Source organism: Pradoshia eiseniae (assembly GCF_002946355.1).
Lineage (GTDB): Bacteria > Bacillota > Bacilli > Bacillales > Pradoshiaceae > Pradoshia > Pradoshia eiseniae.
The window spans coordinates 644,952-670,396 of record NZ_PKOZ01000001.1 but is presented as its reverse complement, the minus strand read 5'-3'; the positions used below and the strand labels follow the sequence as shown (position 1 = coordinate 670,396).

The 25,445-nt window shown below is 43.2% G+C and carries 30 protein-coding genes; 1 reads left to right on the top strand and 29 read right to left on the bottom strand.

The features are described 5' to 3' along the window. Position 1 precedes the first annotated feature (1 nt). Genes mgsA through CYL18_RS03325 form a run of 3 tightly spaced genes read right to left on the bottom strand, consistent with a single transcriptional unit; the run spans position 2 to position 1,542 of the window. Positions 2-406 (bottom strand): methylglyoxal synthase, encoded by a 405-nt coding sequence (gene mgsA / locus CYL18_RS03335; protein ID WP_104848021.1) that lies wholly within the window; start codon positions 404-406, stop codon positions 2-4. Positions 407-424: 18 nt separating this feature from the next. Next, positions 425-1,225, bottom strand: coding sequence for a 4-hydroxy-tetrahydrodipicolinate reductase (dapB, locus tag CYL18_RS03330; protein ID WP_104848020.1), 801 nt, complete (start codon positions 1,223-1,225; stop codon positions 425-427). Further along, on the bottom strand, positions 1,222-1,542 hold the full coding sequence (locus tag CYL18_RS03325) for a nucleotide pyrophosphohydrolase (protein WP_104848352.1): 321 nt from the start codon (positions 1,540-1,542) through the stop codon (positions 1,222-1,224). Before CYL18_RS03325 ends, dapB begins: the two co-directional genes overlap by 4 nt. Before the next feature lie 183 nt (positions 1,543-1,725). On the opposite strand from CYL18_RS03325, the gene CYL18_RS03320 reads away from it, so the two are divergent. Further along, a complete protein-coding gene (locus tag CYL18_RS03320) occupies positions 1,726-2,598 on the top strand; it encodes a YitT family protein (protein WP_104848019.1) in 873 nt (290 codons plus the stop codon). 49 nt (positions 2,599-2,647) lie between these two features. Here CYL18_RS03320 and CYL18_RS03315 read toward each other — a convergent pair whose 3' ends face one another. The 26 genes from CYL18_RS03315 to CYL18_RS03185 all read right to left on the bottom strand — a co-directional run bounded on the left by CYL18_RS03315 (position 2,648) and on the right by CYL18_RS03185 (position 25,434). Further along, positions 2,648-3,325, bottom strand: coding sequence for a zinc metallopeptidase (locus CYL18_RS03315; RefSeq protein ID WP_104848018.1), 678 nt, complete (start codon positions 3,323-3,325; stop codon positions 2,648-2,650). Between the two features lie 87 nt (positions 3,326-3,412). Beyond that, positions 3,413-4,210: a sporulation protein YpjB gene (locus CYL18_RS03310; RefSeq protein ID WP_104848017.1), complete on the bottom strand. Its 798-nt coding sequence runs from the start codon at positions 4,208-4,210 to the stop codon at positions 3,413-3,415. Between the two features lie 68 nt (positions 4,211-4,278). Then, positions 4,279-4,881, bottom strand: coding sequence for a lipoprotein heptaprenylglyceryl N-acetyltransferase LhaT (gene lhaT / locus CYL18_RS03305; RefSeq protein ID WP_104848016.1), 603 nt, complete (start codon positions 4,879-4,881; stop codon positions 4,279-4,281). A 215-nt stretch (positions 4,882-5,096) separates the two neighbouring features. Further along, the gene (locus CYL18_RS03300; protein WP_104848015.1) at positions 5,097-5,894 is read right to left on the bottom strand and encodes a menaquinol-cytochrome c reductase cytochrome b/c subunit; all 798 of its coding nucleotides are present in this window, start codon (positions 5,892-5,894) and stop codon (positions 5,097-5,099) included. 48 nt (positions 5,895-5,942) lie between these two features. Then, positions 5,943-6,617, bottom strand: a complete 675-nt coding sequence (qcrB, locus tag CYL18_RS03295) for a menaquinol-cytochrome c reductase cytochrome b subunit (protein WP_049670571.1) — start codon at positions 6,615-6,617, stop codon at positions 5,943-5,945. A 13-nt stretch (positions 6,618-6,630) separates the two neighbouring features. Further along, a complete protein-coding gene (locus CYL18_RS03290; RefSeq protein WP_104848014.1) occupies positions 6,631-7,134 on the bottom strand; it encodes a QcrA and Rieske domain-containing protein in 504 nt (167 codons plus the stop codon). 151 nt (positions 7,135-7,285) lie between these two features. Next, positions 7,286-7,741, bottom strand: coding sequence for a DUF2487 family protein (locus CYL18_RS03285; RefSeq protein WP_161497069.1), 456 nt, complete (start codon positions 7,739-7,741; stop codon positions 7,286-7,288). A gap of 127 nt (positions 7,742-7,868) precedes the next feature. Continuing rightward, complete coding sequence (locus CYL18_RS03280; RefSeq protein ID WP_104848012.1) at positions 7,869-8,429, bottom strand: ReoY family proteolytic degradation factor; 561 nt, start codon at positions 8,427-8,429, stop codon at positions 7,869-7,871. Between the two features lie 28 nt (positions 8,430-8,457). Beyond that, positions 8,458-9,711, bottom strand: coding sequence for a tetratricopeptide repeat protein (locus tag CYL18_RS03275; RefSeq protein ID WP_104848011.1), 1,254 nt, complete (start codon positions 9,709-9,711; stop codon positions 8,458-8,460). Between the two features lie 568 nt (positions 9,712-10,279). Continuing rightward, a complete protein-coding gene (gene aroA / locus CYL18_RS03270; protein ID WP_104848010.1) occupies positions 10,280-11,569 on the bottom strand; it encodes a 3-phosphoshikimate 1-carboxyvinyltransferase in 1,290 nt (429 codons plus the stop codon). Positions 11,570-11,587: 18 nt separating this feature from the next. Then, positions 11,588-12,691, bottom strand: a complete 1,104-nt coding sequence (locus CYL18_RS03265) for a prephenate dehydrogenase (protein WP_104848009.1) — start codon at positions 12,689-12,691, stop codon at positions 11,588-11,590. Positions 12,692-12,714: 23 nt separating this feature from the next. Further along, the gene (hisC, locus tag CYL18_RS03260) at positions 12,715-13,821 is read right to left on the bottom strand and encodes a histidinol-phosphate transaminase (protein WP_104848008.1); all 1,107 of its coding nucleotides are present in this window, start codon (positions 13,819-13,821) and stop codon (positions 12,715-12,717) included. Between the two features lie 22 nt (positions 13,822-13,843). Beyond that, positions 13,844-14,209, bottom strand: coding sequence for a chorismate mutase (aroH, locus tag CYL18_RS03255; protein WP_104848007.1), 366 nt, complete (start codon positions 14,207-14,209; stop codon positions 13,844-13,846). A 16-nt stretch (positions 14,210-14,225) separates the two neighbouring features. Further along, positions 14,226-15,326 (bottom strand): 3-dehydroquinate synthase, encoded by a 1,101-nt coding sequence (aroB, locus tag CYL18_RS03250; protein ID WP_104848006.1) that lies wholly within the window; start codon positions 15,324-15,326, stop codon positions 14,226-14,228. Next, complete coding sequence (aroC, locus tag CYL18_RS03245) at positions 15,326-16,498, bottom strand: chorismate synthase (protein ID WP_104848005.1); 1,173 nt, start codon at positions 16,496-16,498, stop codon at positions 15,326-15,328. The genes aroB and aroC overlap by 1 nt, the downstream gene beginning before the upstream one ends. A gap of 202 nt (positions 16,499-16,700) precedes the next feature. Beyond that, on the bottom strand, positions 16,701-17,147 hold the full coding sequence (gene ndk, locus CYL18_RS03240; protein WP_104848004.1) for a nucleoside-diphosphate kinase: 447 nt from the start codon (positions 17,145-17,147) through the stop codon (positions 16,701-16,703). Between the two features lie 92 nt (positions 17,148-17,239). Further along, on the bottom strand, positions 17,240-18,202 hold the full coding sequence (gene hepT / locus CYL18_RS03235; protein WP_104848003.1) for a heptaprenyl diphosphate synthase component II: 963 nt from the start codon (positions 18,200-18,202) through the stop codon (positions 17,240-17,242). A gap of 35 nt (positions 18,203-18,237) precedes the next feature. After that, positions 18,238-18,951: a demethylmenaquinone methyltransferase gene (locus CYL18_RS03230; protein ID WP_104848002.1), complete on the bottom strand. Its 714-nt coding sequence runs from the start codon at positions 18,949-18,951 to the stop codon at positions 18,238-18,240. Further along, positions 18,948-19,748, bottom strand: a complete 801-nt coding sequence (locus CYL18_RS03225) for a heptaprenyl diphosphate synthase component 1 (RefSeq protein WP_104848001.1) — start codon at positions 19,746-19,748, stop codon at positions 18,948-18,950. The genes CYL18_RS03230 and CYL18_RS03225 overlap by 4 nt, the downstream gene beginning before the upstream one ends. 102 nt (positions 19,749-19,850) lie before the next feature. After that, positions 19,851-20,084: a trp RNA-binding attenuation protein MtrB gene (gene mtrB / locus CYL18_RS03220; RefSeq protein ID WP_104848000.1), complete on the bottom strand. Its 234-nt coding sequence runs from the start codon at positions 20,082-20,084 to the stop codon at positions 19,851-19,853. A gap of 31 nt (positions 20,085-20,115) precedes the next feature. After that, on the bottom strand, positions 20,116-20,682 hold the full coding sequence (gene folE / locus CYL18_RS03215) for a GTP cyclohydrolase I FolE (RefSeq protein WP_104847999.1): 567 nt from the start codon (positions 20,680-20,682) through the stop codon (positions 20,116-20,118). Between the two features lie 167 nt (positions 20,683-20,849). Further along, complete coding sequence (locus tag CYL18_RS03210; RefSeq protein WP_049670554.1) at positions 20,850-21,122, bottom strand: HU family DNA-binding protein; 273 nt, start codon at positions 21,120-21,122, stop codon at positions 20,850-20,852. 366 nt (positions 21,123-21,488) lie between these two features. Next, a complete protein-coding gene (spoIVA, locus tag CYL18_RS03200) occupies positions 21,489-22,967 on the bottom strand; it encodes a stage IV sporulation protein A (protein WP_104847996.1) in 1,479 nt (492 codons plus the stop codon). A gap of 239 nt (positions 22,968-23,206) precedes the next feature. Then, the gene (locus tag CYL18_RS03195; protein ID WP_104848351.1) at positions 23,207-23,935 is read right to left on the bottom strand and encodes a hypothetical protein; all 729 of its coding nucleotides are present in this window, start codon (positions 23,933-23,935) and stop codon (positions 23,207-23,209) included. After that, on the bottom strand, positions 23,935-24,135 hold the full coding sequence (locus tag CYL18_RS03190) for a DUF2768 domain-containing protein (protein WP_236636208.1): 201 nt from the start codon (positions 24,133-24,135) through the stop codon (positions 23,935-23,937). The genes CYL18_RS03195 and CYL18_RS03190 overlap by 1 nt, the downstream gene beginning before the upstream one ends. Before the next feature lie 264 nt (positions 24,136-24,399). Further along, positions 24,400-25,434, bottom strand: a complete 1,035-nt coding sequence (locus tag CYL18_RS03185) for an NAD(P)H-dependent glycerol-3-phosphate dehydrogenase (protein ID WP_104847995.1) — start codon at positions 25,432-25,434, stop codon at positions 24,400-24,402. Positions 25,435-25,445 lie beyond the last annotated feature (11 nt).

The window sequence follows — 25,445 nt, the reverse complement described above, 5'->3', positions numbered from 1 at the left end:
TTTACTCCTTTTCTCTGACAATCGATCTCCATTTAAGGTCTCCGCGGTCTAACCCGTGAATAATAAGCTCAGCTGTCCCCATATTTGTCGCAAGCGGGACAGAATACACATCTGCCAAACGAATCAAGGCACTTACATCTGGCTCATGCGGCTGTGCCGTTAGCGGATCACGGAAGAAAATGATGGCGTCAATATCATTCTGTGCCACCATTGCTCCAATTTGCTGGTCACCGCCAAGCGGGCCGGATTGATAGCGATGCACCGTAAGGCCTGTTGCCTCTTGGATTCTCGATCCTGTCGTACCAGTAGCAAATAATTGGTGCTGACTCAAAATAGGCTTGTAAGCAAGCGTGAACTGTACCATATCATCTTTTTTCTTATCATGTGCAATCAGTGCAATTTTCATAAAATTTTATACGTCCTTTCAATCGAGGATATTTTCCAATCCATATACTAAGTGATCTAAATTCATGACAGTATCAACAGATACCCTCACACCCGACATAAACGACTTCCGGTCATAGGAATCATGACGGATCGTCAAGGTTTGCCCCTCCCCGCCAAAAATGACCTCCTGATGGGCAATCAGACCCGGCAATCGAACACTGTGAATACGCATGCCTTCAAAATCAGCGCCTCGCGCCCCAGGGATGGTTTCTTTTTCATTAGCATGTCCTTGCTTTTTCACCGTGCGTTCCTCTGAAATCAATTGAGCCGTTTTAATAGCCGTACCAGATGGTGCATCTAGCTTTTGGTCATGGTGCATTTCGAGAATCTCCACATCGTCGAAATACTTCGCTGCATTTTGCGCAAATTTCATCATCAGAATAGCACCGATGGCAAAGTTCGGTGCGATAATGCAGCCGATTCCCTTATCCTTTGTCATTGTACGCAGCTCACCTAAATCTTCATCTGAAAAACCTGTCGTGCCGACGACTGGCCGGATTCCATGCGCAAGAGCTGATAATGTATGTATTCTTCCCACCTCTGGAGTGGTTAAATCAATAAGTACGTCTGCTTCAACAGTTGAGAAGCATTCCTCATGGTCCTCATAAACTGGAACATCGGAACCGATTCCAGCAAAGCCATCTACTTCATTCAAGTATTTTCCCCCGTTTTTGCGGTCAAGGACTGCCGCCAGGTGGAAATGCTCGGTTTCTTGAACCATCTGTACTGCTGCTCTTCCCATCTTCCCTCTCGGTCCAGCAATAATAATATTTATCATTCTTGTTCATCCTTTCTCGTCCATCGGTCTCGGTCCCTCGTCCGAAATTTCTCCATAACAAGGTCATGTGCATGCTCCAGGTCAACCCCAAGTGAATTGGCCATGCAAATCAGCACGAACAAAACATCACCCATTTCCTCTTCTATCGCTTTCTCTTCCTCTGTTGATTTCTTCGGTTTCTCGCCATAATGATGATTGACCTCACGCGCAAGCTCCCCTAGTTCCTCTGTGAGCCTCGCCGTCATCGCCAAAGGGCTAAAATAACCTTCCTTAAATTGTCCGATATAGCTATCTACCTCTTGCTGCATTTGTTCCATCGTTTTTTTGCTGCTCACTTATTCCACATCCATTCTTAAGCTCACTTCAACATGTTAGCCCATCTATCTATTTTCGAGCAATTAGCGTCCACATATGATAAAATTCATTAGGGCATAATGACATGATTATAACTTAATTGTACACCATAGATATTATCAAATAGCAAGGAAGGGGGTTTACATATGATTTTCAATTTAAGATTAAAGAATATTTTATTTATCTTGGCCGGCTCAGCCATCATGGCCTTTGGACTCGTCCATTTTAACATGCAAAACCAATTAGCCGAAGGAGGATTTACGGGAATTACCCTCCTTATCTATAATTTGACTGGATTAAGCCCATCCATTTCTAATATTTTATTAAATCTGCCTTTATTCTTGATCGGCTATAAGCTATTGGGCAAGAAGACCTTTATTTACACGATTATCGGAACAGTTGGTCTATCTATTTTTATCGCGATATTTGAAAGATATCAACTTCATATTCCGCTCAAGGACGATTTAATGCTTGCCGCCCTGTTTGCCGGAGTCTTTATTGGCGTTGGACTCGGAATTATCTTCCGCTATGGAGGAACGACCGGGGGTGTAGACATTATTGCCCGTCTTGTCTTTAAGTACAAAGGTTATAGTATGGGAAAGACCATGTTTATCTTTGATTTCTGTGTCATTACCCTTTCTCTGGCAACGTATCTTAACTACAAAGAAGCTATGTATACACTCGTTCTCGTCTTCATCGGAAGCCGCGTCATCGACTTTATCCAGGAAGGGGCCTATGCGGCCAGAGGGGCTTTTATCATCAGTGAATCCAACCAGGAGATTGCCAAAAAAATCAACGAAGATATGGAACGCGGCGTCACGATCCTTAAGGGATATGGATCATTTTCAAAGCTTGAGAAAGAGGTCATCTATTGCGTCGTAGGCAAAAACGAAATCGTACGCCTCAAAAACTTGATTACATCTGTTGACCCGCACGCCTTCGTATCCGTCTCAGTCGTCCATGATGTTCTTGGAGAAGGTTTTACGCTCGATGAGGATAAAAAACCGCTCGACAATTAAGAATTAAAATACCATAAAAAAGAGGGGAGATGATTCTCCCCTCTTTTTGTTAATCTTCGTTATTCATTCCAGTTAACATGAGCACAAAACGAAGCAGTTCAAGCAAGGCAACTGCTGCAGCTGCTACATAAGTCAATGCCGCCGCATCCAATACCTTCTTCGTTTCTCTCTCTTCGCCTGCGTCAATAACGCCAAGCGCGACCACTTGCTTCATCGCACGGCTTGAAGCATTAAACTCAACCGGCAATGTGACAAATTGGAATAAAACCGCTGCTGCCATGAATAGAACACCAAGCAAGGCGAGATTGTAGATTGAGAAAATCATCCCAGCAATGATCAAAATCCAAGAGAAGTTAGAACCGATATTCGCAACAGGGACTAATTTGTGGCGAATTCTCATAAAAGTATATCCCTCTTTGTCCTGAATGGCATGACCAACTTCATGGGCAGCTACGGCTGTGCCAGCAAGAGAATGACCATGGTAAATGTCAGAGGATAATCTGACAACCTTCGCTGTCGGATCATAATGGTCGCTTAATACACCATGTGTTTCTTCAATTTTTACGTTATATAATCCATTTTCGTCCAAAATCTTTCTTGCCACTTCAGCTCCTGTGTATCCATTTGACGCAGGAACCTTAGAATATTTGGAATATGCACTTTTGACCTTCATTTGAGCGAAAATCGGTATAATCAAAATCAAAATAAAGTAAATTAGAAACGACATTTATATCCTCCATTATTATTGTGATTAATATTATTGTAATAATTAAAACGTTCTTCTGTCAATGGATAGATACTTTTCAAAATTTTATCAAATATCGTGATTTTTCTTTTTTGTGTGAATGATTTCTTCACTTGCCTTATATTTGCGATATCCGACATAGGATAAAGTCATCAATATAATGCTGCCAGTCGAGATAATCACCCACCAAAGGGATGGATCTGTATCATCCTTCTCTGCTTCATCAAATATATCGTGGAGCTGTCCTTCCAGATCGGCTATATCCTTTTGCTTACTGCTATCAGAGAATACTTGAGGGCGGTATTGGTCAATAAATTTAAGATGGGCATCGACCTGCTGAAATTTTTCCGGAGTCACATCTATCTTCAAGGAAGGATACAAAATATTATAAATGGCCAGCAAACGATTCAACTCTTCTTGGAAAGCAACAGAATCCTGATCCTTAACAGCTTTGCGCGTATCCTGCGCCGCGGTCATGATTTGGCCCCTCATCTTCGTCCATAAAGGGCTTTTCTCATGGTTCACGGCATCATAGGCTAATCTGAACTTCGTCATCTCATTGACTGCTTCCTGATTCGACTTCTCTGTATCCTTGATGGTCTTCATGGCATCATCAAGCGCTATGGTCACAACATTAATCTCATCCATTGAATATAGATTGCCCTCAGAAGCCGCATCTAAAAACCTCTCTGAAAATACATTCAGCAATTCCTCTGCTTCCTGCCTGCGGTCTACCTTCACAAACTGTAAGGATCGGTCAGCAATCGTTTCGATGGCTTCATCTTCTGCGGGGCTGGCGGCAATAGCCTGTATGGATAGTGATGCAAGAATGATAACGGATCCCATGATCCCTTTTAGCAACTTCATAAAAAATGTCCCTCCTCACCATACTAATATGTATGTGAAAAGGGACAAGGCAAGAACATAAATATATTTCATCTCGTTGGGAGTGTATAAGCAGTACGCCCTTTCCTTACAGTGGCTAAGTAGCCAATACCAATCGACAGGATGCTAAGCCAAAAGGTGAAATAGCCAATTTCATCCATATAAAGATGAAGAACACTGTATGTCGGCATCATCCCAAATACATAATCAATGATTTCATTATGGACCAGGATAATGGCAGCGACTGCTAAATGCCATGGCTTCACACGGAAATATGGAGCATAAAGCAGACCCTCCAAGGCCATAGCCGCATGAGAAACAATCAGCATGAGCGCAATCAAGGAGAATGAACCATCAACAATAAACGAAAATAGATTCATCACAACCGCCCAGATTCCATACTTGAACAAAGACACAACCGCTAGCGCTTCGAATAGCCCAAAGTTTCTGCCCATCATGATTCCTGCCAGCGCAATGACAAAGAACAAGCTTGCCGTCGGACTATCAGGCACAAACAAGATAAAATGGAGCGGGGTCACCTCAAGCTGAGTCTTATACCAGTAGTAGCCGTAAAAGGTGCCGAAAATGTTGATGACCAGTATAGCCCATAGAACCATCCGATTAGAGAGGATGGCATAAATCCAATTTTTCATCTTATGTATTGAGCCTCCAAACCAAATAAGTACTTCTTCATTCATGATAGCCTTTATCCAGCTGTACTGACAAGCTTCAATAATGATGATTTTCTTAATCTCATGCCCATAAACCGCTCACTGATATTCTCAATATCAAAAAAGGACATCAGAATTCACTTCTCTGATGTCCTTTAATCTAAATGAACTGCCCCCGATTGGACACTCCAAATCAATTATTCCGTGCTTGTACTTGTTTGCTCTCCGCCTTCGGCGCCAGCGCCTTTAATAAACTCAGCCAAAGTCTTAAGCTCTTCTTCCGACCCCTTAAAGACAGCCGGCATTTTCCCGCTCTCTGTACCGTTTACGGCAATCTCAGAGATTTGGTCAACCTCTAATTCACTTCCTAGCAAACTTGGACCTGCCCCGCCTTGAAGCGAGTCACCATGACAGCTGATACACCCTTGATCCTGATAGAGCTTATACCCATCAGAATCTTTATCGATAGCTGAATCATCAATGATTTGTCCTTGCAATTTAGCCGCTGCCCAGTCATGTGTGGAAACGGTCTCCCACGTCAAATAGAATACTCCGGCAAACGCTAAAAGCATAAAGCCTACCGCAAACTTACGCTTTGCAGGGCGTCTTTCTGGCCCCCTGTCCAAAAACGGCGCAAGCATTAACGCACCAAATGCTAATCCCGGAATAACAAGTGCACCAATCAAATTATACGGTCCTGATGCATATGAATACTTAAGAAGCTGGTATAAAAACATAAAGTACCAGTCTGGCAGTGGCGCATAGCCTGTATCCGTCGGGTCGGCTATCCTCTCTAGCGGGGAAGGATGCGCAACCGTTAAACATAAGAAGCCTACCAAGAAAACAGCGCCAACCATCCACTCCTTCAGCAAGAAGTTTGGCCAGAATGCTTCGGTCTTCCCTGGATACTCAGAATAGTCTTTCGGAATATTCGGCTTTCTGTCAGCGCTGATTCTCGAGTCGCCTACAAATCTCATACCTTTTCCACGATGCATATGGATATCCCCTCCTTCTTTACAATTCTCAGTTTAAAAAGAAAAAACTTATAGCGGCCCGGAAATTCCTTGCTTACGAATCATCAGGAAGTGAGCTGCAATCAGCCCAATCAAAGCTGCTGGCAAGAAGAATACATGAATCGCAAAGAATCGGGTCAATGTTTGAGCTCCGATAATTGTCGGATCACCAGCTAAAAGTGTCATCAAGTAAGGGCCGATAAACGGAACCGAATCTATGATGGTTAACGTTACCTTCGTCGCGAATAATGCTTTCATATCCCAAGGAAGAAGGTAACCCGTCAGACCTAAAGCTAGCATAATAAAGAAAATAAGAACTCCAACAATCCAGTTTAATTCACGTGGCTTTTTATAAGCTCCCTGGAAGAACACGCGCATTGTATGTAAAAACATCATGACGATTACCACACTAGCTCCCCAGTGATGCATTCCCCTTACAATTTGGCCAAAAGCCACTTCATTCTGCAAGAAATACACAGAATTCCATGCATTCTCGATATCTGGCACATAATACATCGTCAGGAACATGCCGGATAGAATTTGAATAACAACAATAAAGAATGTCAATCCCCCAAAACAATAAACAAATGCCGAAAAGTGATGGGCAGGGTTTACATGCTCTGGGACTTCATGATCAGCGATGTCGCGCCAAAGTGGCGTTATATCCAGCCGCTCATCAATCCAATCATACATTTTATTCAGCAATGGTTACGCCTCCCTACACCTCATTTGTTTTTGTGTTGCCTAAGTACAATACTCCATCTTTTTCCTGCATATCATACAAATCAAGCGGACCGATCGGCGGTGTATTCGGAATATTCTTACCGTTTTTCTCATAACGGCCGCCATGACAAGGGCAATAGAACTCATTCTTATGCTTCTCATCACCCTCCCAGTTGACTGTACAGCCTAAGTGCTTACATACAGGAGATAAAGCGACAACGTCGCCTCCTTCATCCTTGTAAACCCACGCTGTTCTCGTCTCCTCTGCTTCATACCAGCCATCCTGGACTTTCAGCTTGTAATCGACGCGAGTCGGTGTTTCCGTAATCTCACTGATTTTTAAGCCTGTATTAATAAAGTCACCTGAGGCATTAGCCTTTAAGGCAGGATCGACCGCAAACCGCAGCATCGGCATAACCATTGCCGCACCCATGAATCCCCCAACACCCATGAGTGTGTAATTCAAGAATTGGCGTCTTGAAACTTTTTGGCTGCTCATTTAATTTCTCCCCCCTTATATGGAAAGTCTGACAAAATTACAGAATTGCACAAACTTTATAAAACTAGGACATTACAATAATATCCTAATATTTTTGATAGGTCAACAAACTCCCAATTAAGGAAATAGATGGTTTATTATGTAAGTATTTTCAATCAGTGTTCCAAGCTTCCCTCAACAGCTCCGTAATTTGCTCTGTATGATCATCCAAGACTTGCTTGATCGCCTCTTTAGGCATTTTATCGGTCTGAATGGAGGGAAACCAAAGAATCTCTTCCTGATTCGCAGCGCTTAACCATTTATTATCCGTCGTAAGGAATCGAATATAGGTGAATCCCGCTTCCCTATAGAATTCTCTCCATTGACTTAATAGACCGTTCTTGAACTCTTGTCCGCTTTCTTTCATATAGGGAACTGGATGTGCCAGAAAAATTCTTCCCTTCAACTCTCTCTCAAGCTCATAGGTCAGCAGGCTCAGATATTCATAGGATGCCACAGCCTGGTTGACGCCTTTCTCAAATGTAATCGCATTCAATGGAATGATCACTGTATCCACATATTCCCTAGAACGCTGAAACATCTCCATATCACCCGTTTGATACTTCATGTAATCCCTCCTCGTGTCCATTTCATTGTAAACTAAAATAAGTAAAAATTATACAGAAACGCATAAAAAAAGCCAGGCCGCTTAGCTCCTCTAACGCTAAGCGATCTGGCTTATTTGCTGACGGGATTTAAGTCAGGGATTTTTTCTTTGTGCGGAGCCTTTTCAGGCGATTGCTTAATAGGGTGAATTGAGCATGGTCTCTTTCATCAATCGACACGTCAATCAATTTCAGCAGCCGCTCTTCCTCAAAACGATTCAAGCTTTCTTCCAGAATGCTCTCGGCGATATGCTGGTCTTGCTCATTCCCAGGCAGATTCTTCGGCAAATACGGATTTTCCTCCAAGACAGCTGCATATTGGTAGGAAGAATACGCTGTTCGAAAGTTCAATTGAATATAAATGTCTTCCTCACGGTTTAATCTGATGTCATGGAAGGATTTCTCTGCATCAGTTGTCATGATATTGCTCTTATAGAATCGAAAAGGCACGTCATCCACACAATGTGTGGACATAACCATCCCTTTTGGGCAATATTTGGCTCCCTCAACAAAATGGACATTCCTCATCAGCTGATCATGACTCATCAAATAGTTCAATATCCACACACATTCGCGCCGCTTTAATTGATAATTATTCAGAAACCAACGGATGAATTCTTTTTTCTCATCGACAGATACAGGGGTTTTCAATGGTGGAGCCCTCCTCTGCGCATATAATTTAAATTCTTTCTAAAATATCCAGATACTCATCATTACTTGGATCATCCTTCAATAGCTTCTCAAAGATGGATCGAGCTTCCTCAAATTTACTGTCTTCAAGCAAGAAGTAACCATATTCGTGCAAGAATTCCTTATTCTCCATGAAATGCTGATAAGCTTCACGATAGGACGAGAGGGCTTGCTCATATTCCTCTAGCTCTGAATAGGCCGTTGCCATTAACCAATCAAATTGAGGATCCTCTTCTCCCATTTCACGCACAGATGAGACTAAATCAATAACCTCTGAATATTGTTCCTCATGCAGGTATAATTTGCCCAGTGTCAAGATTGCCTCCAAATAACCAGGATCGATCGCTATGGCCTCTGAAAGCCACTTAATCGCTTTTGGAGAATCTCCTTTCTTGGATGCCAATTCTGCTCCATAAAGGAATATTTCTTTATTGAACGGGTCTTCTTTCATTCCCTCTTCAGCCACTTCAATCGCCATCTGAAGATCTTTATTCTCCTCATAGGCCATTGCTAAATACATATACAAGGAATGATAAGCCGGGTCCATTTCCTTCAAATCACTGAACTTGGCAATAGCCGTGACATATTCACCGGCATGAAATGCGGCAAACCCATATTCGAACAGCAAGTTTACATCATTGTCATTGTCCTCTCGTTCTGCCTTATTAAAATATGGCAGTGATTCTTCAAATTCACCAAGAGATACGAGTGATAAAGCCAAACGCTTATTAATGGAAATGCCATTAATGCTTGAATCATTTTGAGAAATATAAGTATATAATTCTACGGCTTCACGGAAATTTCCTTGTTGATAATAAAGTTCTGCCAAGGCAAATTTCACAATCGGCTCATCAGGCAGGATAACATTAGCTTCCAGCAGCTTTCGAACGCTCACTTCTTCCATTCCCATTGCCTGATAAAGGTCGCCAAGCAGCAGCAATGCCCCTGGATACATTGGGTCATCGTTTTCAATTTTCTCCAAATACAATAGCGCTTCCTCTTCATTGCCCAGTTCTGCTGAGACTTCTGCCAGTGAGAAAAGAACCTCTCCTTCCTCCGGATACCGTTTCTCAAGCTCCTCAAACAATTCCTTTGCCTCTTCCATAAAACCTAAAGAAGCTAGTTCTTCTGCCAATGTAAAAATATCCTCATCGTTTTGAGATTCCTTAATTAAATTTATATGTGTTTTTGCTTCTTCCCATTCACCTTGCAAAAGTTTTTTTCTGATTGTTTCAATATTCATTTCCCTATATTCCTTTCCAAATGCTCATTTCGAACGGTTAATTTGGACCAACTGTAAGCAGTGATACGGCGTTTATTCCAGCCGTAAATTCAGCATCGCGCTACAAACATTAACTTGTCCATGTCTGGAAACGCTCCCAAAGGAACCTGCTTATGAATGTATTCTATGTAGACATCGTGTTTTCCTGTGGTAAAAATCAAATGAATAGCTGCAGAGGAAGATTTAGTGGATGATATGCATGAAAATAATCACTTCCTGTATATACAGTATAGCCAATTTTCGATACCTAGAATAGATTTAATTTCATCTAGAGCCCGTCTAGTATACCCTGCGACATTCACCACCCTACCAAATATTTATTCGATAGTAAAGTCCATTAACTTCCCCACATTGATATTCTCTTAAAGACATGCTATGTTCCTTTCCTTCGATTTAGCACCATGACCGTTAAAATGGTTAAGAAAGTTACGAGAATACGTCATAGATGCTCTCTAGTCTATTAAATTCACCTATCTCTGCATACAAAAAGGCATCCAGCTTCACTAGAATCTGAATGCCCTTAAACATGTTAGTTTATTAACCTTTCCAGGTCATCAAAAAAGCTTGGATATGAGACGGAGATTGCGCTCTCGTTCTCAAGCTCCACAGGACCGTCCGATAATAAGGAGGCAATACTCAGCGTCATGCCAATCCTATGGTCAGTGAGACTGTCTACCTTTCCGCCGTGCAGGGATTGTTCCCCCTCAATAATCAATCCATCGTCCGTCGGGGTAATCATGGCTCCTAGCCGGCCGAGCTGTGTAGCAATGGCGTCAATCCGATTTGTTTCCTTTACTTTTAATTCCTCGGCATTCTTGATGATTGTCTGACCTTTTGCCTGTGTGGCCATTAGGGCAATAATGGGGATTTCATCTATTAACCTTGGAATGATATCTCCTCCGATTATTGTCCCTCGCAGTTTGGAATAACGGATGGTGATGGTCCCAACTTCCTCTCCCAAACCTGCCTTCTCATCGACAAAAACATCCATATCTGCCCCCATTTCCCGCAAGACATCAATAATGCCAGTACGTGTTGGGTTTAGACCAACATTCTCAATCGTAATCTCGCTGCCAGGTACAATGGCTCCAGCCGCAAGCCAAAAGGCAGCTGACGAAATATCTCCCGGAACGGTGATATGCCCCCCTTTAAAGGATTGGCCGCCTCTCACCGTAATGCGCAGCCCATCAACAGAAATATGGCCCCCGAACGATTGAATCATCTTCTCAGTATGGTCTCGCGTCCGCTCCTTTTCGATGACTGTCGTCTCGCCGTCTGCCTGAAGACCCGCAAGCAATATCGCTGATTTCACCTGTGCGCTCGCAACAGGCAGTTCATATTCTATTCCTGTGAGAGCTGATCCTTTTACTGTCAGCGGGATAAGATTTCCGTCATCCCGGCCGTTAATTTGTGCTCCCATTTGACGAAGGGGAGCAACTACCCGTTTCATAGGTCTTTTGGCGATAGATTCATCCCCTGTGAAAGTTAGATCAAAAGGCACTCCAGCCAATAAACCGAGCAGAAGTCTAATAGATGTGCCTGAATTACCCACGTCAAGGACCTCACTCGGAGCGCTAAGCCCGGTAAATCCCTTTCCAAATACCTTCACATCGGTTCCATTTTGTTCAATGTTTACCCCAAGCTTACGGAAGCAATCAATGGTGCTTAGACAATCTTCCCCCTCCAAGAAATGGCTGATTGTCGTTTCGCCTTCTGCAACAGACCCAAACATAACGGCCCTATGAGAGATTGATTTATCACCCGGGACCTCCAGCTTGCCTTTTAATGACGGATGTGTAAACTCCAATCTTTTAACCATGTAATTCCTCCTGACGGTTTAATCAAAATACGTATCGTATGTAGTTTTAAGCTGCAGACATTCGACTGCAAGAGCCCTATCTTTGTTACTTTGGAAGGATATCGCAAGCACGCCGTAAATCTCCTCCCGTGTCTCAAGAATACGAATATTCGTTATGCTAATGCTCGATTCAGCAAGATACCCGGTGATTTCTGAAATAACACCCGGATAATCAGGAACATCCACATAAAGATCGTAAGATGAAGGTATAGCCCCTTTCTCGTGTACTGGAAGGGCATCTCTAAAACGCTTGGCGCCGGAGAAGAAATCATAGATTCTCCTGCTATCCTTGTTGATCATCCACTCCTTAACCTCTTCCATCTCCCTAATCCATGAATCCAGCAGGGGAATCAAAATCTGATCATTATGAAGAAGGATGTCTTTCCACATCTCCGGGCTAGAGGAGGCAATTCGTGTCGTATCCCTAAACCCTCCTGCTGCAAGACGAGCGATAATCTCGTGCTTATGCTCAGCACTTTCGGCAAGGTTAACCATGGAAGCTGCCATGATATGAGGCATATGGCTGATAACCCCAGTAAGATAATCATGCTCCTCGGCACTAACCTCAAGAAATTTTGCCTTTGTTCCTTTCAGCCACATCTTTAACTGGCCAATCTCCTTCACTCCAGCAAATCTGGACGGAGTGAGCATATAGAAGGCGTTCTCGAATAAATGCTCCTTTGCCGCAGCCACTCCGCTCTTATGGGAGCCGGCCATCGGATGCCCTCCAACGAAGACATGCCGAGCACCAAAATGGCGTTCGGCCGCATCCAATACCTTTTTCTTTGTGCTACCTGCATCCGTCAGAATAACAGTCTCCTTTAACGGCTGTCTGGAGAGCGTTTCTATGACTTGTACGGTTGCATTCACAGGCGTACATATGACAATCAAATCGCTGGCTTTCGCCGTTTCCGGATAGTCATCAACCGGTTCATCGATGATTTTTAGCGCCTTTGCGAGCATCGCTTGCTGCTTATCTGTATCATAACCAAAAATTCTTGCATCAGGATGCTCTTTCTTAATCCCTAGTGCAATAGAGCCTCCAATCAGTCCTAATCCAATAATCAATACATTGCCGCGCATGGAGGCACCTCTCTTACATTCTTCTATTTTGCTGCTTCACTCTTCTTGGTCTGAAGGAAACCTTCAAGTTCCTTCAAAACGAGTGCATTCTCTGCTGCTGAACCAACTGTCACCCTGATTGACGTAGGAAAACCAAGCGCTTCCCCAGAGCGGACAATCACACCACGTTCAAGTAAATATTGAAAAACTTCATTCCCTTTATAGCCAGTATCCATCAAGATGAAATTCCCTTGTGAAGGATAATAGGATAATTGATTGTTCTCACAAAATTGATAGAATGCTTGCAGCCCTTCTCTGTTTCTTTGTCTGCACTCATCGATAAACGATTGGTCTGAGATTGCCTCCATTGCAGCTCTTTGAGCAACAGAATTGACGTTAAAAGGCTCCCTTGCCGGCTCAAGCATACGGATGATTGATTCATCCGCAATCCCATATCCGACCCTAAGAGACGCAATACCATAGATTTTAGAAAAAGTATGCAGGATTATCACATTTTTATAGCGAGTAATCAAGGGAATCAAAGCAGGATAATCGTCAGCGGTCACATATTCATAGTAAGCAGCGTCAAATACAACAAGAACATCCTCAGGTACTTGCTCAAGGAATGGCAATAACTCAGCCTCGCGAATATATTCACCTGTCGGATTATTCGGAGAGCAAAGCCAGACAACGCTTGTGTTCGAATCAATCTGAGCAAGCATTCCGTCTAGATCATGGCGGCCGTTCACATGAGGAACTTCCCGAATCTCCGCCTGCTCCAAAATGGCATTGTGGCTATACTGACTGAAGGTTCCGGTAGCCATGACCGTATTCACTCCTGGTGAAAGCAGCGCTTTCGTAATCATTTGAATCAAATTATCAGAACCGTTTCCAAAGATTAATTGATTCCCTTCCACTCCCCAAAAGGAAGAAACAGCCTCCCGCAGGTTCACAGCACCTCCATCAGGATAAAGAGCCAGCTGCCAATCTGTTTCCTTGAGAACCTTCTTAACCTTTGGAGAATAGCCATATGGATTTTCATTTGAAGCTAATTTGATAATCTCCGTCAGGCCGAATTCACGTTTCACATCATCAATCGGTTTACCAGGCTGGTATGGCTTAAGAGTATATAAATGTTTCTTCCACTTCATCGCTAAAACTCCCCCTTTATTCTTAGTTATCCAGCAGATCAGGCCTTAGCTTAACGGCCTCCTCCAAATAAACATGCTTAATCTCCCTTTGGCTGCGATCGGTATTTACATGAATCATGATTCTAATCGCAAGCGGCAATGAGCCGGGCACCGGAATTTCGCGCATACACATCACAGGTACATACGTGAACCCATCAATCTTCCGGACTGAGGCAGCAGGAAATCCGGCGTCAAGGTCATCAGTCACAGAAATGAAAACCGAAGCGATTGTCTCGCTATCCAAATCATTTTGTTTAATCATCTCTCGCATCAATCGTTCAGTTTGGCTTTCAATTTCTTCCTTGCGGTTAGCCGATACCGTAATGGCCCCTCTTATGCCTCTTAACATAATCTTCTCTCCTAACTTAAACTGCAAAATAATGTCCAATGAATTCAGCGAAATCTTGACGGATTTCCTCTTCGTCAAACGTTGACAGAATAGGCTCGCCGAAATTCTTTAGCAGGATGGTTGCAATCTTGCCGTCCTGATTCTTCTTATCAAGCTTCATATATGGGATTAGACGGTCTATATCAAGCACATCGTTTGTAACCGTCAAATAGCCCAGGTTAATGAGCCATTGATACAGGCTGTCCAAGTCTATATCCAACCCTGTATATTTCCTGCTTAAATATAAATCAGAGAACAGGCCAAATGCAACAGCCTCCCCGTGGGTTAGCTCACCATATCCAGCTGCCCCCTCCATGGCATGGGCGAGGGTATGTCCTAAATTAAGGAAAGCCCGTTTGCCTGATTCCCGCTCATCCTCTGCGACAATCGAAGCCTTCACCTTAATCCCCTGTTCAATCCATTCGCCAAGCTTAGGATGATTCTTTAGATCCTCCATGCTCTTAACTTCATTACGCAGCTCATGATAAAACGCTTCAGAGGAGAGAAAGGCGTGCTTAATCAGCTCCGCAAAGCCGCTCCTCCACTCCCGCACGGGTAACGTTTGAAGATAGGAAATGTCATAGACAACCGCTTCAGGCTGATAAAAAGCCCCTATCAGATTTTTGCCAAGGGAATGGTTGATACCTACCTTCCCTCCAACCGCACTATCATGAGCCAGAAGGGTTGTCGGAAGCTGGATGAATGGAATTCCCCGCATATATGTTGCCGCAACAAATCCCGCTAAATCTCCTATTACACCGCCGCCTAGAGCGAGAATGATTCCCTCCCGGCCAATATGATGCCTAAATCCGTTTGTCATGCATTCTTCATAGCATGCAAGCGACTTCGCTGCCTCTCCGGACGGAACGACATGAACGAGCGTATCGTATCCGGATTGATTCAATAAACCGGCTAGTGAATCTGCATGCAAGGCAGATACATGAGAATCCGTAATTAAATACAGTTTCTTCCTCCTCGGAAACTTTTCCTGCAAAAATCCAGGTAATTTCTCCGAAGCTTCACTCCCTATAAAAATGGGATAGATTTTTGAAGCTGTCTGAATCTCAAAGCTGCCCATCAAAATTCCCTCGCATATTTCCGTTGTTCATTAATCGTTTCAATTAGTGTATCAAGGCGGTCTGCATAGAATTGATCCATAATAGCGCTCGCAAGCTCCCACGCAACAGCATGCTCACACACCACCGCGGCAGCTGGCACTGCGCATGCATCTGAGCGTTCAATTGATGCAGCGAATGATTCCTTCGTCTCAATATCCACGCTATTGAGCGGTTTATACAGGGTTGGGATTGGCTTCATTACTCCGCGAACGACAATCGGCATTCCGGTGGTCATTCCGCCTTCAAATCCCCCTAGACGGTTCGTCTTCCTGCTATAGCCTGCCTCTTCATCCCAGATAATCTCATCGTGAACCTTGCTGCCTGGCACACGTGCCGCTTCAAAACCAATGCCAAATTCGACACCCTTAAAGGCATTGATGCTAAGCACGGCTCCAGCGATCTTGGCATCAAGCTTGCGGTCATAATGCACATAACTCCCGACTCCGCTTGGCATGCCTGTGGCAATTACTTCTACCACTCCGCCGAGTGAATCCCCGTTTTTCTTCGCTTCATCAATGGCAGCCATCATTTGAATACCTGCTTCCTCATCAAGACAGCGCACAGGAGACTCTTCTGCCTTTTCCCTTATCGCGTGAATATCTGTCATCTCTGTGCTTTTTGCCTTAATACCGCCAATCTCCACCACATGGGATACGAGTTCAATGCCTAGAAGCTGCAAAAGCTTTGTGGCAACTGCACCTGCAGCAACCCTGACTGTCGTCTCCCGGGCAGATGATCGTTCAAGCACATTGCGCAGATCTCTGTGCCCATACTTGATGCCGCCGTTCAAATCTGCATGGCCTGGTCTTGGTCTGGTGATTTTACGCTTGATTTCTTCTTCATCCTTCTCATCAATCGGCTCGATACCCATGACATGTGTCCAATGAGTCCAATCCCGGTTCTTCACGTTTATGGCTACAGGAGACCCCAATGTCTTACCATGTCTTACACCCGATGTAATCTCAGCGGTATCTTTCTCTATTTGCATCCTTCTGCCCCTGCCGTAGCCTTTTTGCCGCCTTGCTAAATGTTTATTGATATCCTCCTCGGCTATTGGCATACCGCTTGGCAGCCCCTCGATAATGGTCGTTAATTGGGGACCATGGGATTCCCCCGCTGTTAAGTATCTCATCTGGCTCCTCCTTCATCACTTTAAAGCAATTATGTACAAATATATCATAATAAAGCTTCTTTTGCTAAATTTACTTGTTTACCTATTGTACATCAGAACAAAATAGAAACTCTACTCATAAAAAAATGTATTTTTCTGACAACTTATGATTGCATAAAAAAACAGCTGCATTTTCTTCATGCAACTGTTTTTCGAATGCTGTTTAATAAATCCACTCATTCACAAGCTTGCTGTATTCAGATAGTTCCTCTTCTTTAAAGAAGATGCCAAGCTCTCTTTCTGCACTTTCAGGAGAATCAGAGCCATGGATGATATTCTTGCCAACTGTTACGCCGAAATCACCGCGAATGGTTCCTGGAGCTGCATCCTTCGGATTAGTGGAACCCATCATTTGACGAGCTGTCGCAATCACACTTTCACCTTGCCATGCCATCGCAAATACAGGTCCTGATGTGATGAAATCTACTAATTCTCCAAAGAATGGGCGTTCTTTATGCTCAGCATAATGCTTTTCTGCAACTTCTGCAGGAATGATCATTAATTTTGCTCCAATTAGCTGGAAGCCTTTTTTCTCGAAACGGCTTACAATTTCCCCGATTAAATTACGTTGAACGCCATCTGGTTTAACCATTAAAAATGTTTTTTCCATCATTACACCTCTGTTTATGCATCTTTTTAGTTTTCGTATGACCAGAAAAATATACCATTTTAAATGATGTTTAGCAAATAATTTGAAAACGCTTAATAATTCCGTTTACCGATAAATTCAGCGATATCATATAGATAACGAGTATTCTTCGTATCCGGCAGCTCCTTCAATATGGCAAACGCTTTGTTTAAATAGCGATTGCTGACTTCCATGGATTTTTCGATAGCACCTGATTTTTTGATTTTCTCCAAAATCGGCCTCAGTTCTTCATGGCTCATATCTGCATGAACCTTCCGGATTTCTTCCGCCAAAATCGGCTCCCTAAGTGCATAAAGAACAGGCAGTGTGATATTCCCCTGCCAAAGATCACTTCCAGCTGGTTTGCCAAGCTCTTTTTCTGTTGCTGTAAAATCAAGCACATCATCAATGATTTGAAAAGACATGCCTACATAGTATCCATATAAGAATAATTTCTTGTGAATCGTTTCACTGACGCCCGCGCTTATGGCTCCTAGCTGGCAGCTGGCAGCGATGAGCAGGGCTGTCTTCCGCTTAATTCGGGTTAAATAGTCACGGAGATTCTGATCATAATTATACTTATCCTTAATCTGCTCGATTTCTCCAATGCTGACCTCGAGAATGGTCTTTGCCAGCACCTTATGAGCCAAGGGATTATCAATCTGCGTCATCAGCTCTTGAGCCCGGGCAAAAATATAGTCCCCAGTATAAGTTGCCACTTTATTATCCCATTTAGAGCGGACAGTTGGGGAACCGCGGCGAAGATCTGCCTGGTCAATGACATCATCATGGACAAGAGAAGCAGAATGAATAAGCTCTAGTGCGACTGCAGGGTATTTTATGCGTTCGATATCATAATCGCCAAATTTAGCGGTCAACAAGACAAAAACAGGACGGATGCGCTTTCCCCCAGCCTTCAACGTGTGGACGGAAGCATTCTGCAAGAGCCTCGATCTCGCTTGTATGGATGATTTAAGTTCCTTTTCTATCAGCTGTATATCCTGTTTGAATATTTTATATAAAACTGGTAATTTCATCGTTCCACATCCCATTTAACAAGGTACGAAATCCCTCATTGAGATTTTTTATAACCAAAATGAGAAGCAGCTGCACCGCCTGAATACGGCTTGTATTTCACCTTGACGAAACCGGCTTTCTCAAATAATTTCTTTAACTCTGGCGCTCCTGGAAAATCTGATGCGGATTCCTGCAGCCAGGAGTACTCCTCATAGCTCTTGGCAAGCACCCTTCCCATGAGCGGCATAATACGCCTAAAATAAAAATAATAAAGCTGCCGGTATCCTGGCATTGTCGGCTGAGACGTATCAAGACATACCGCCATACCTCCAGGCTTAAGCACCCTGTTCATTTCCTTCAGCACCGTTAAATAGTCCGGCACATTACGCAGACCGAAACCAATCGTGACATAATCAAAGCTGTTATCCCCATAAGGAAGCTCCATTGCATTTCCATGGATTAGTTCAACATTCGTCAGGCCTTGTTTTTCGACCTTTTCTGCACCGACCTTCAGCATATTCTTACTGAAGTCAAGACCGCATACTTTCCCTTCCTCACCAACCGCCTCTGCAAGCGCGATTGTCCAATCGGCTGTTCCGCAGCAGACATCCAGGGCTTTATCTCCTTGTTTGACAGCCATCTTTTTCATTGTATCTGCTCGCCATTTCTTATGAAGCTGAAAACTGATCACAGAATTCATCGTATCATATTGGTCTGATATCTTCTCAAATACATGATGAACTCGTTCTTCTTTCGATTGTTGTTTCATCCAAATAACCCTTTCTCCATCATGTTGTTGATATGTCCCCTTGATTCCGCCAAGACCTTTCTGGCCCTATTAGCCATATCTTCACATTCAACTGCCTGAATTCCCTTTTCCATGCGATTTTGAATAGCCTCTACTCCATTCAAGAAAGGAGGCAACAGCATAGCACTATAATATGAAGGCACTTCTTGCTTCCTGTATTCCAGTGACTCAAGCAACGCTAATTCCTGGTTCACCCGTTTCAACAGCAAGAAATCCTTAAAAAATGACATATTGCATTCTCTGTCAAAATAAGCAGCCGTCTTTTCAGCCAGCACTGTCTCAATGGATTCCATATGCGAAAACAAGAATTCAGCTGATGCTTCCTTGCTTCTATAAAGCTCCACCTTTGACTCATTAATGACTTGGATGCCTCGAGAAAATTCCTTGATAAAACTAACATCCTCTGTACGAGCCAAAATATGATAATACAACCCGCTGTAATAATCGCCCGCCAAAATGGTCAATTGCCTTTTTCTAAGCTCATGGGAATCTTCCTTATTCATATCATTGGTCACGTTTTCATGCGTATCGAGGGCAATTTGCATGAGCATGATAGATAGTATGTAATTAGTTAATGATTGCTCTTCTACATCAGAATGAGACAAGATGGCAAGAAACACTGCTAACTTATCTTCATCTATGACGGGCTCTTCTATATGCCTCCAAACAAACGAATCATATATATGGCTCCTGATTTCACGCTCATATTGTACAATCTTTTTCCCCGCTGATTCCACCCTCATCACCTGTACTTCCATTCGTTTCACTACTTATATCATTCATTATCTAGCCTTTATTTTACTATCCTTTTTCAACATTGTCGATTTATGTTGAAAAAGGATAGTCGGTAACCTGAGACGTTATTCTTTCCCGCTCTCCACCTGGCCATAAGGGGTATACATGAGAGCATTGCCCCTGATTTTGATCGCAGAGGTATGTTCTGTAAACTGGACGAATAGAACCTCTCCCTTATCCAGCTTCTCCGAATGATGGAAGCGTGTATCCTCTCCCCTCGTAAGGCCAATGACATTTACGCCATCTTCCTTTGCCTTCACGATAACAAAATCATTCTGTGTGATATTTCCCTCTTTCACCGAATCACTCCTTTTTCATTTGCGGAACGGCTCATTTGTTGATAAAGCTTAATACTTCCTGGCGCGTGCGAGCATCTGTAGCGAGTGTGCCTCGTACTGCAGAAGTAACGGTTTTGGAGCCAGGCTTCTTCACGCCTCTCATAGTCATGCACATATGCTCAGCCTCGACGACAACCATAACACCATGCGGCTCAAGCTTATTCATGATGGCATCAGCGACCGTGGATGTAATTCTTTCCTGCAATTGCGGACGTCTTGAAACGGCTTCTACCGCTCTGGCTAGTTTACTTAAGCCGGTTACACGACCGCCTTTTGGTATGTAGGCAACATGAGCAACACCAAAGAACGGTACAAGATGATGCTCACACATAGAATAAAACGGAATATCCTTCACAAGCACTAATTCTTCATGATCTTCCCCAAATACCGTTTCAAAATATTCTTCCGGATCTTGACCAAGACCTGCAAATACCTCTTCATACATTCTAGCTACACGTTTTGGCGTGTCTGCTATCCCCTCGCGTGCAGGATCTTCTCCTAATGCTTCCAGAATCATTGTTACGGCTTCCTCTATTTTCCCTTTATTAACTTCATGCATGAATGTCTTCCTCCTAAAACATACCTAAAATTCAACTATAACCATAGTAGCACATTTTAAGTTCTAGCCAAATTAATATATTCTGCGCATAAAAAAGAGCCGTTGCCATAGCGGCAACAGCTCTTAAGCGAATAGCGCTTATTCAAGTAACACAGATTATGTATGGATTACTTAACAGCGTCTTTTAGCGCTTTACCTGGTTTGAATGCAGGTACTTTGCTTGCACTGATTTCAATTTCCTCACCAGTTTGTGGGTTGCGTCCTTTACGGGCTGCACGCTCACGAACTTCGAAGTTACCGAAACCGATCAATTGTACTTTATCACCATTTTTAAGCGCTTCTAAAATGGATTCGAAAACTGCATCAACAGCTTTTGTAGCGTCTTTTTTGGAAAGTTCGCTAGCTTCTGCAACTGCATTGATCAATTCTGTCTTGTTCATGCCATTCACCTCCTCCCAAAGGGGTATCTATACTATTTCAATTACTTTTTGTAATTGTAATGAAATATCATCAATTCATCAACTTGTTTTTCAACTTTTATTATTTTTGACCATAAAAAGGCTTTGTAAACATTGATATGTAAGGCTTTTCGCTTAGAAGTTGATTTCTGATAAAAGATTATCACAAACCCTGCCCCCATATCAAGTAAATTAGCGAAATTACGGGCATTTATTCGAATATTGTAGTTTATTTTTCTCATTTTATTGCGTTTTGACTCCATTTGAGTTATTTTGAAATATTGGACTTTATTCCTATAACAGAAAAATGGGATTAAATGGCGCTAAATCACCATTTAATCCCTGTTTTTAAAGAATAATCGCAATCAAACCACCGGATCCTTCATTTATAATTCTTTCCAGTGTTTCCTTTAATTTATAGCGTGCATTTTCCGGCATGAGGCTCAGCTTTGCCTGAATGCCCTCCCTCACTATTGAGGATAAATTCCTTCCAAAGATATCCGAATTCCATATGCTGAGCGGATTGTCCTCAAAATCTTGCATTAAGTAACGGACCAATTCCTCACTTTGCTTCTCCGTGCCAATAATTGGGGCAAATTCAGACTCTACATCCACCTTAATCATATGGATGGAAGGTGCGACGGCCTTCAGCCTGACTCCAAACCTTGAACCTTGACGAATGATTTCCGGCTCATCTAGACTCATATCCGCAAGCGATGGTGCTGCCACGCCATACCCTGTCTGCTTCACCATCTTAAGTGCATCAGCCACCTGGTCATATTCCGCCTTCGCATAGGCAAAATCCTGCATTAATTCAAGGAGATGATCCTTACCGCGTATCTCAACTCCAACAATTTCCTTCAGCACCTGATCATAGAGCTCATCTGGCGCACTCAAGTCAAGCTCGGCTACTCCCTGGCCCATTTCAATGCCGGCAAGACTTGCATGCCCGACAAAATCATATTCCTCAAACAGCCCGACTAATCTGTCTACATCCCTGAGTCGTTTAATATCCTGGACAGTCTCCCGTATGGCATCCTGATAGCTTCCGCGCAGCCAATGATCCTCATTTAAGACCATAACCCAACGCGGGAGGTTCACATTCACTTCAAGAACTGGGAATTCAAACAACGCCTCCCTCAAGACATTAAGCACATCCCCCTCTCTCATGCTTTCAATGCTCATTGCAAGCACAGGGATATCATATTTTTCTTGAAGCTTAGAGCGCAGAACCTCAGTATCAGGATGATAAGGGCTTACCGTATTAACAATCATGATGAACGGCTTGCCGACTTCCTTTAATTCCTCGACGACCCTCTCTTCAGCTTCAATATAGTCAGCGCGAGGAATCTCTCCAATCGTTCCGTCTGTCGTTACGACTACTCCTAATGTTGAATGATCTTGAATGACTTTTCTCGTCCCTATTTCCGCCGCTTCATGGAATGGAATCGGTTCGTCATACCATGGCGTATGGATCATTCTTGGCCCATTTTCATCCTCATATCCTTTTGCGCCCGGAACAGTGTACCCAACGCAATCCACCATGCGAATATTGACGTCAAGACCTTCTCCCACCTGGATTTGCGCTGCCTGGTTTGGAACGAATTTTGGCTCAGTTGTCATAATGGTTCGCCCAGCGGCACTTTGAGGCAGTTCATCAATGGCTCTTGATTTTTCTGCTTCACTATGAATGCCCGGCAAGACGACAAGTTCCATGAACTTCTTAATAAATGTTGATTTACCTGTCCGGACGGCTCCTACAACCCCTAGATAAATATCGCCGCCGGTTCTCTCGGCTATATCCTTGAATATATCGATCTTTTCCAAGAGATCCCCTCCCGATCCAAAATATATGAACCCACCTATCGATGCTTTTTCATAACTGGTAAACTTGGACATTATATGTTTATGACTCTTCTAGATGTTGTTATGACAAGTTTTTTCTCTCCTCTCCATTTATGTAAACTGACTTTCAGCCAGTAAGTTGCCTATCTCATTATTAATCGCAGGCCTTATATAACGAATAAAAAAACCTTTCTTTTACAATATATTTCGTAAAAGAAAGGTTATTCCTGATTTGACAGAAAGACAGGTCTATTCTCCTTTTCATCCCATGCATAAGGCAGGGAATAAGCAGGCACGAACATCGAATTCTCCATTAGAAAAGGCCTGATATCCATATCTTCTGATGGTGCTTGTTCTCTTTCCGCCAACAAATCATACAGGTCTGGAGTGTAATCTATGTAAATTTCTCCTTTACCGCTCATGACCAGATGAAGGCTCTTGCCTGAGTAAGGGCTTCTGACTGTTGGTTCCTCTTTAAAGCCCATCTTCTCATAATCTAGCTTATAGACATCTGGACCTATTTCCTCGGCAAGCGCGGGATATCCTTGTGCATCAATTTGCAGCCGGACAGACCGTATCACTTCAGCCAATCGCAAATCAATGAGTTTGACGGTCGGATCATCTTCCTCATTAATGATTGTATATTGATAGACCCCGCCCTCTTCAAAGGCATTACCGGGTATTTCCGCTAAGTATCTTGGGACGATTTTTTTGAAATCAATTATATATTTTATGTAATAATCCGTACCCTCTTCTTTCGTTACAATCGGCAGCAGGCTTCCATTATCTTTCCTGAATGAATCTACAGCCCCTTGTACAGCCTTGACGCTCTCCTCATAAGGTATCTGGTTCTGCTGCAATTGATTTCCCGGATACAGGCACCCGCTTAAAAGCAAGGCGATACAGCCGGTCAAGAGGACACTTATACGCTTTCTGATTTTGCCCTTCATCATCCGCCAGTCGGCCCGCTTATGATAGTGATGAACATAATAATACCCGCAAGAAATAAGCAGAAATAGGCAATGGTCCCGACCAAGTACTTGAAAAATCCTTTTAGTTTATACCGACTAACATATATGGCTAAGGCAGCAATCGCCATTAAGACCATTCCCGAAATGGAAAACCACATCATTTGCATCGATACACTCAAGATTTCATACCCCCTTTTCCGAGAGTATTATACCATAATTTTTCAAACACAAATATTATTTACTATTTTTCCACAAAAATCTTGTTATCCATTAAATAAAAAAAACAAAAACGGAAGGGAAATGGGTCGCCATCTCTCTTCCGCTTCGGACTAAATATATAGACTTCAATCGGCTATGTGCCTTGGTTAGTCTTTCGTACCATAATATGACATCTAGCTGCTTCAAGTATCAAGCAAATGCCCATACTGCATGAAAAAATTTGATTATCTTTCCTCGTTCACGAGGTCAATCAATTCTTCCATTTCATGCTTTTTGCTTCGTCCCATCAAATCTTCTACTTCCTGTTTAATATCCTTGCCATTAAACAAGACATCATAAAGAGCGTTTGTAATTGGCATCTTCACCTGATACTTTTCAGATAATTGATGGGCCGCTTTGGTTGTTCGAACTCCCTCAACGACCATCCCCATGCTATCTAACACCTCATCCAGGCTCTTGCCCTTACCTAGAAGGTTTCCAGCACGCCAGTTGCGTGAGTGAACGCTTGTACATGTCACAATCAAATCGCCAATACCCGTTAATCCCAGGAAGGTCAGCGGGTCTGCGCCCATTTTAACTCCAAGGCGTGTGATTTCTGCTAACCCCCTCGTCATAAGGGCCGCTTTTGCGTTATCGCCATAACCAAGACCATCGGTGATACCTGCAGCGAGCGCGATGATATTCTTTAGGGCACCGCCAATTTCAACGCCGACAAGGTCCTGATTCGTATAAACACGGAAATTCTGGTTCATGAATAAATCTTGAATTCCTTGGGCCGCTTCCATATTCTTGGATGCAACCGTTACAGTCGTTGGAATTCTTCTGCTCACTTCTTCTGCATGGCTTGGACCGGAAAGAACAATAATATCCTTCGTAATATCAGCAATTTCCTCTTCAAGCATTTCAGATATTCTCAACAAGCTGTCAGGCTCGATCCCCTTGCTGACATGCACAATCGTAATTTTATTCTTTACGATGGACTTAACCCGGCGGGCAACCTCCCGGAATGCTTTTGTCGGTACGGCGAAGACGACGGTTTCCACATCCTCCAACGCTTCCTCAAGGTCATAATAAGCCGTAATCCCCTCCGGCAGCTCCACTCCCGGCAAATAGCGGTTATTTGCTTGGTCTTGATTGATTTCTTTTACATGGTTCTCTTCATTTCCCCAAAGACGTACCGTGTGCCCATTGTCTGCTAGTACCATTGCGAGAGCTGTTCCCCAAGAACCTGCCCCTAGAATTGTAATTGTTTCGCTCATATACTCCACTC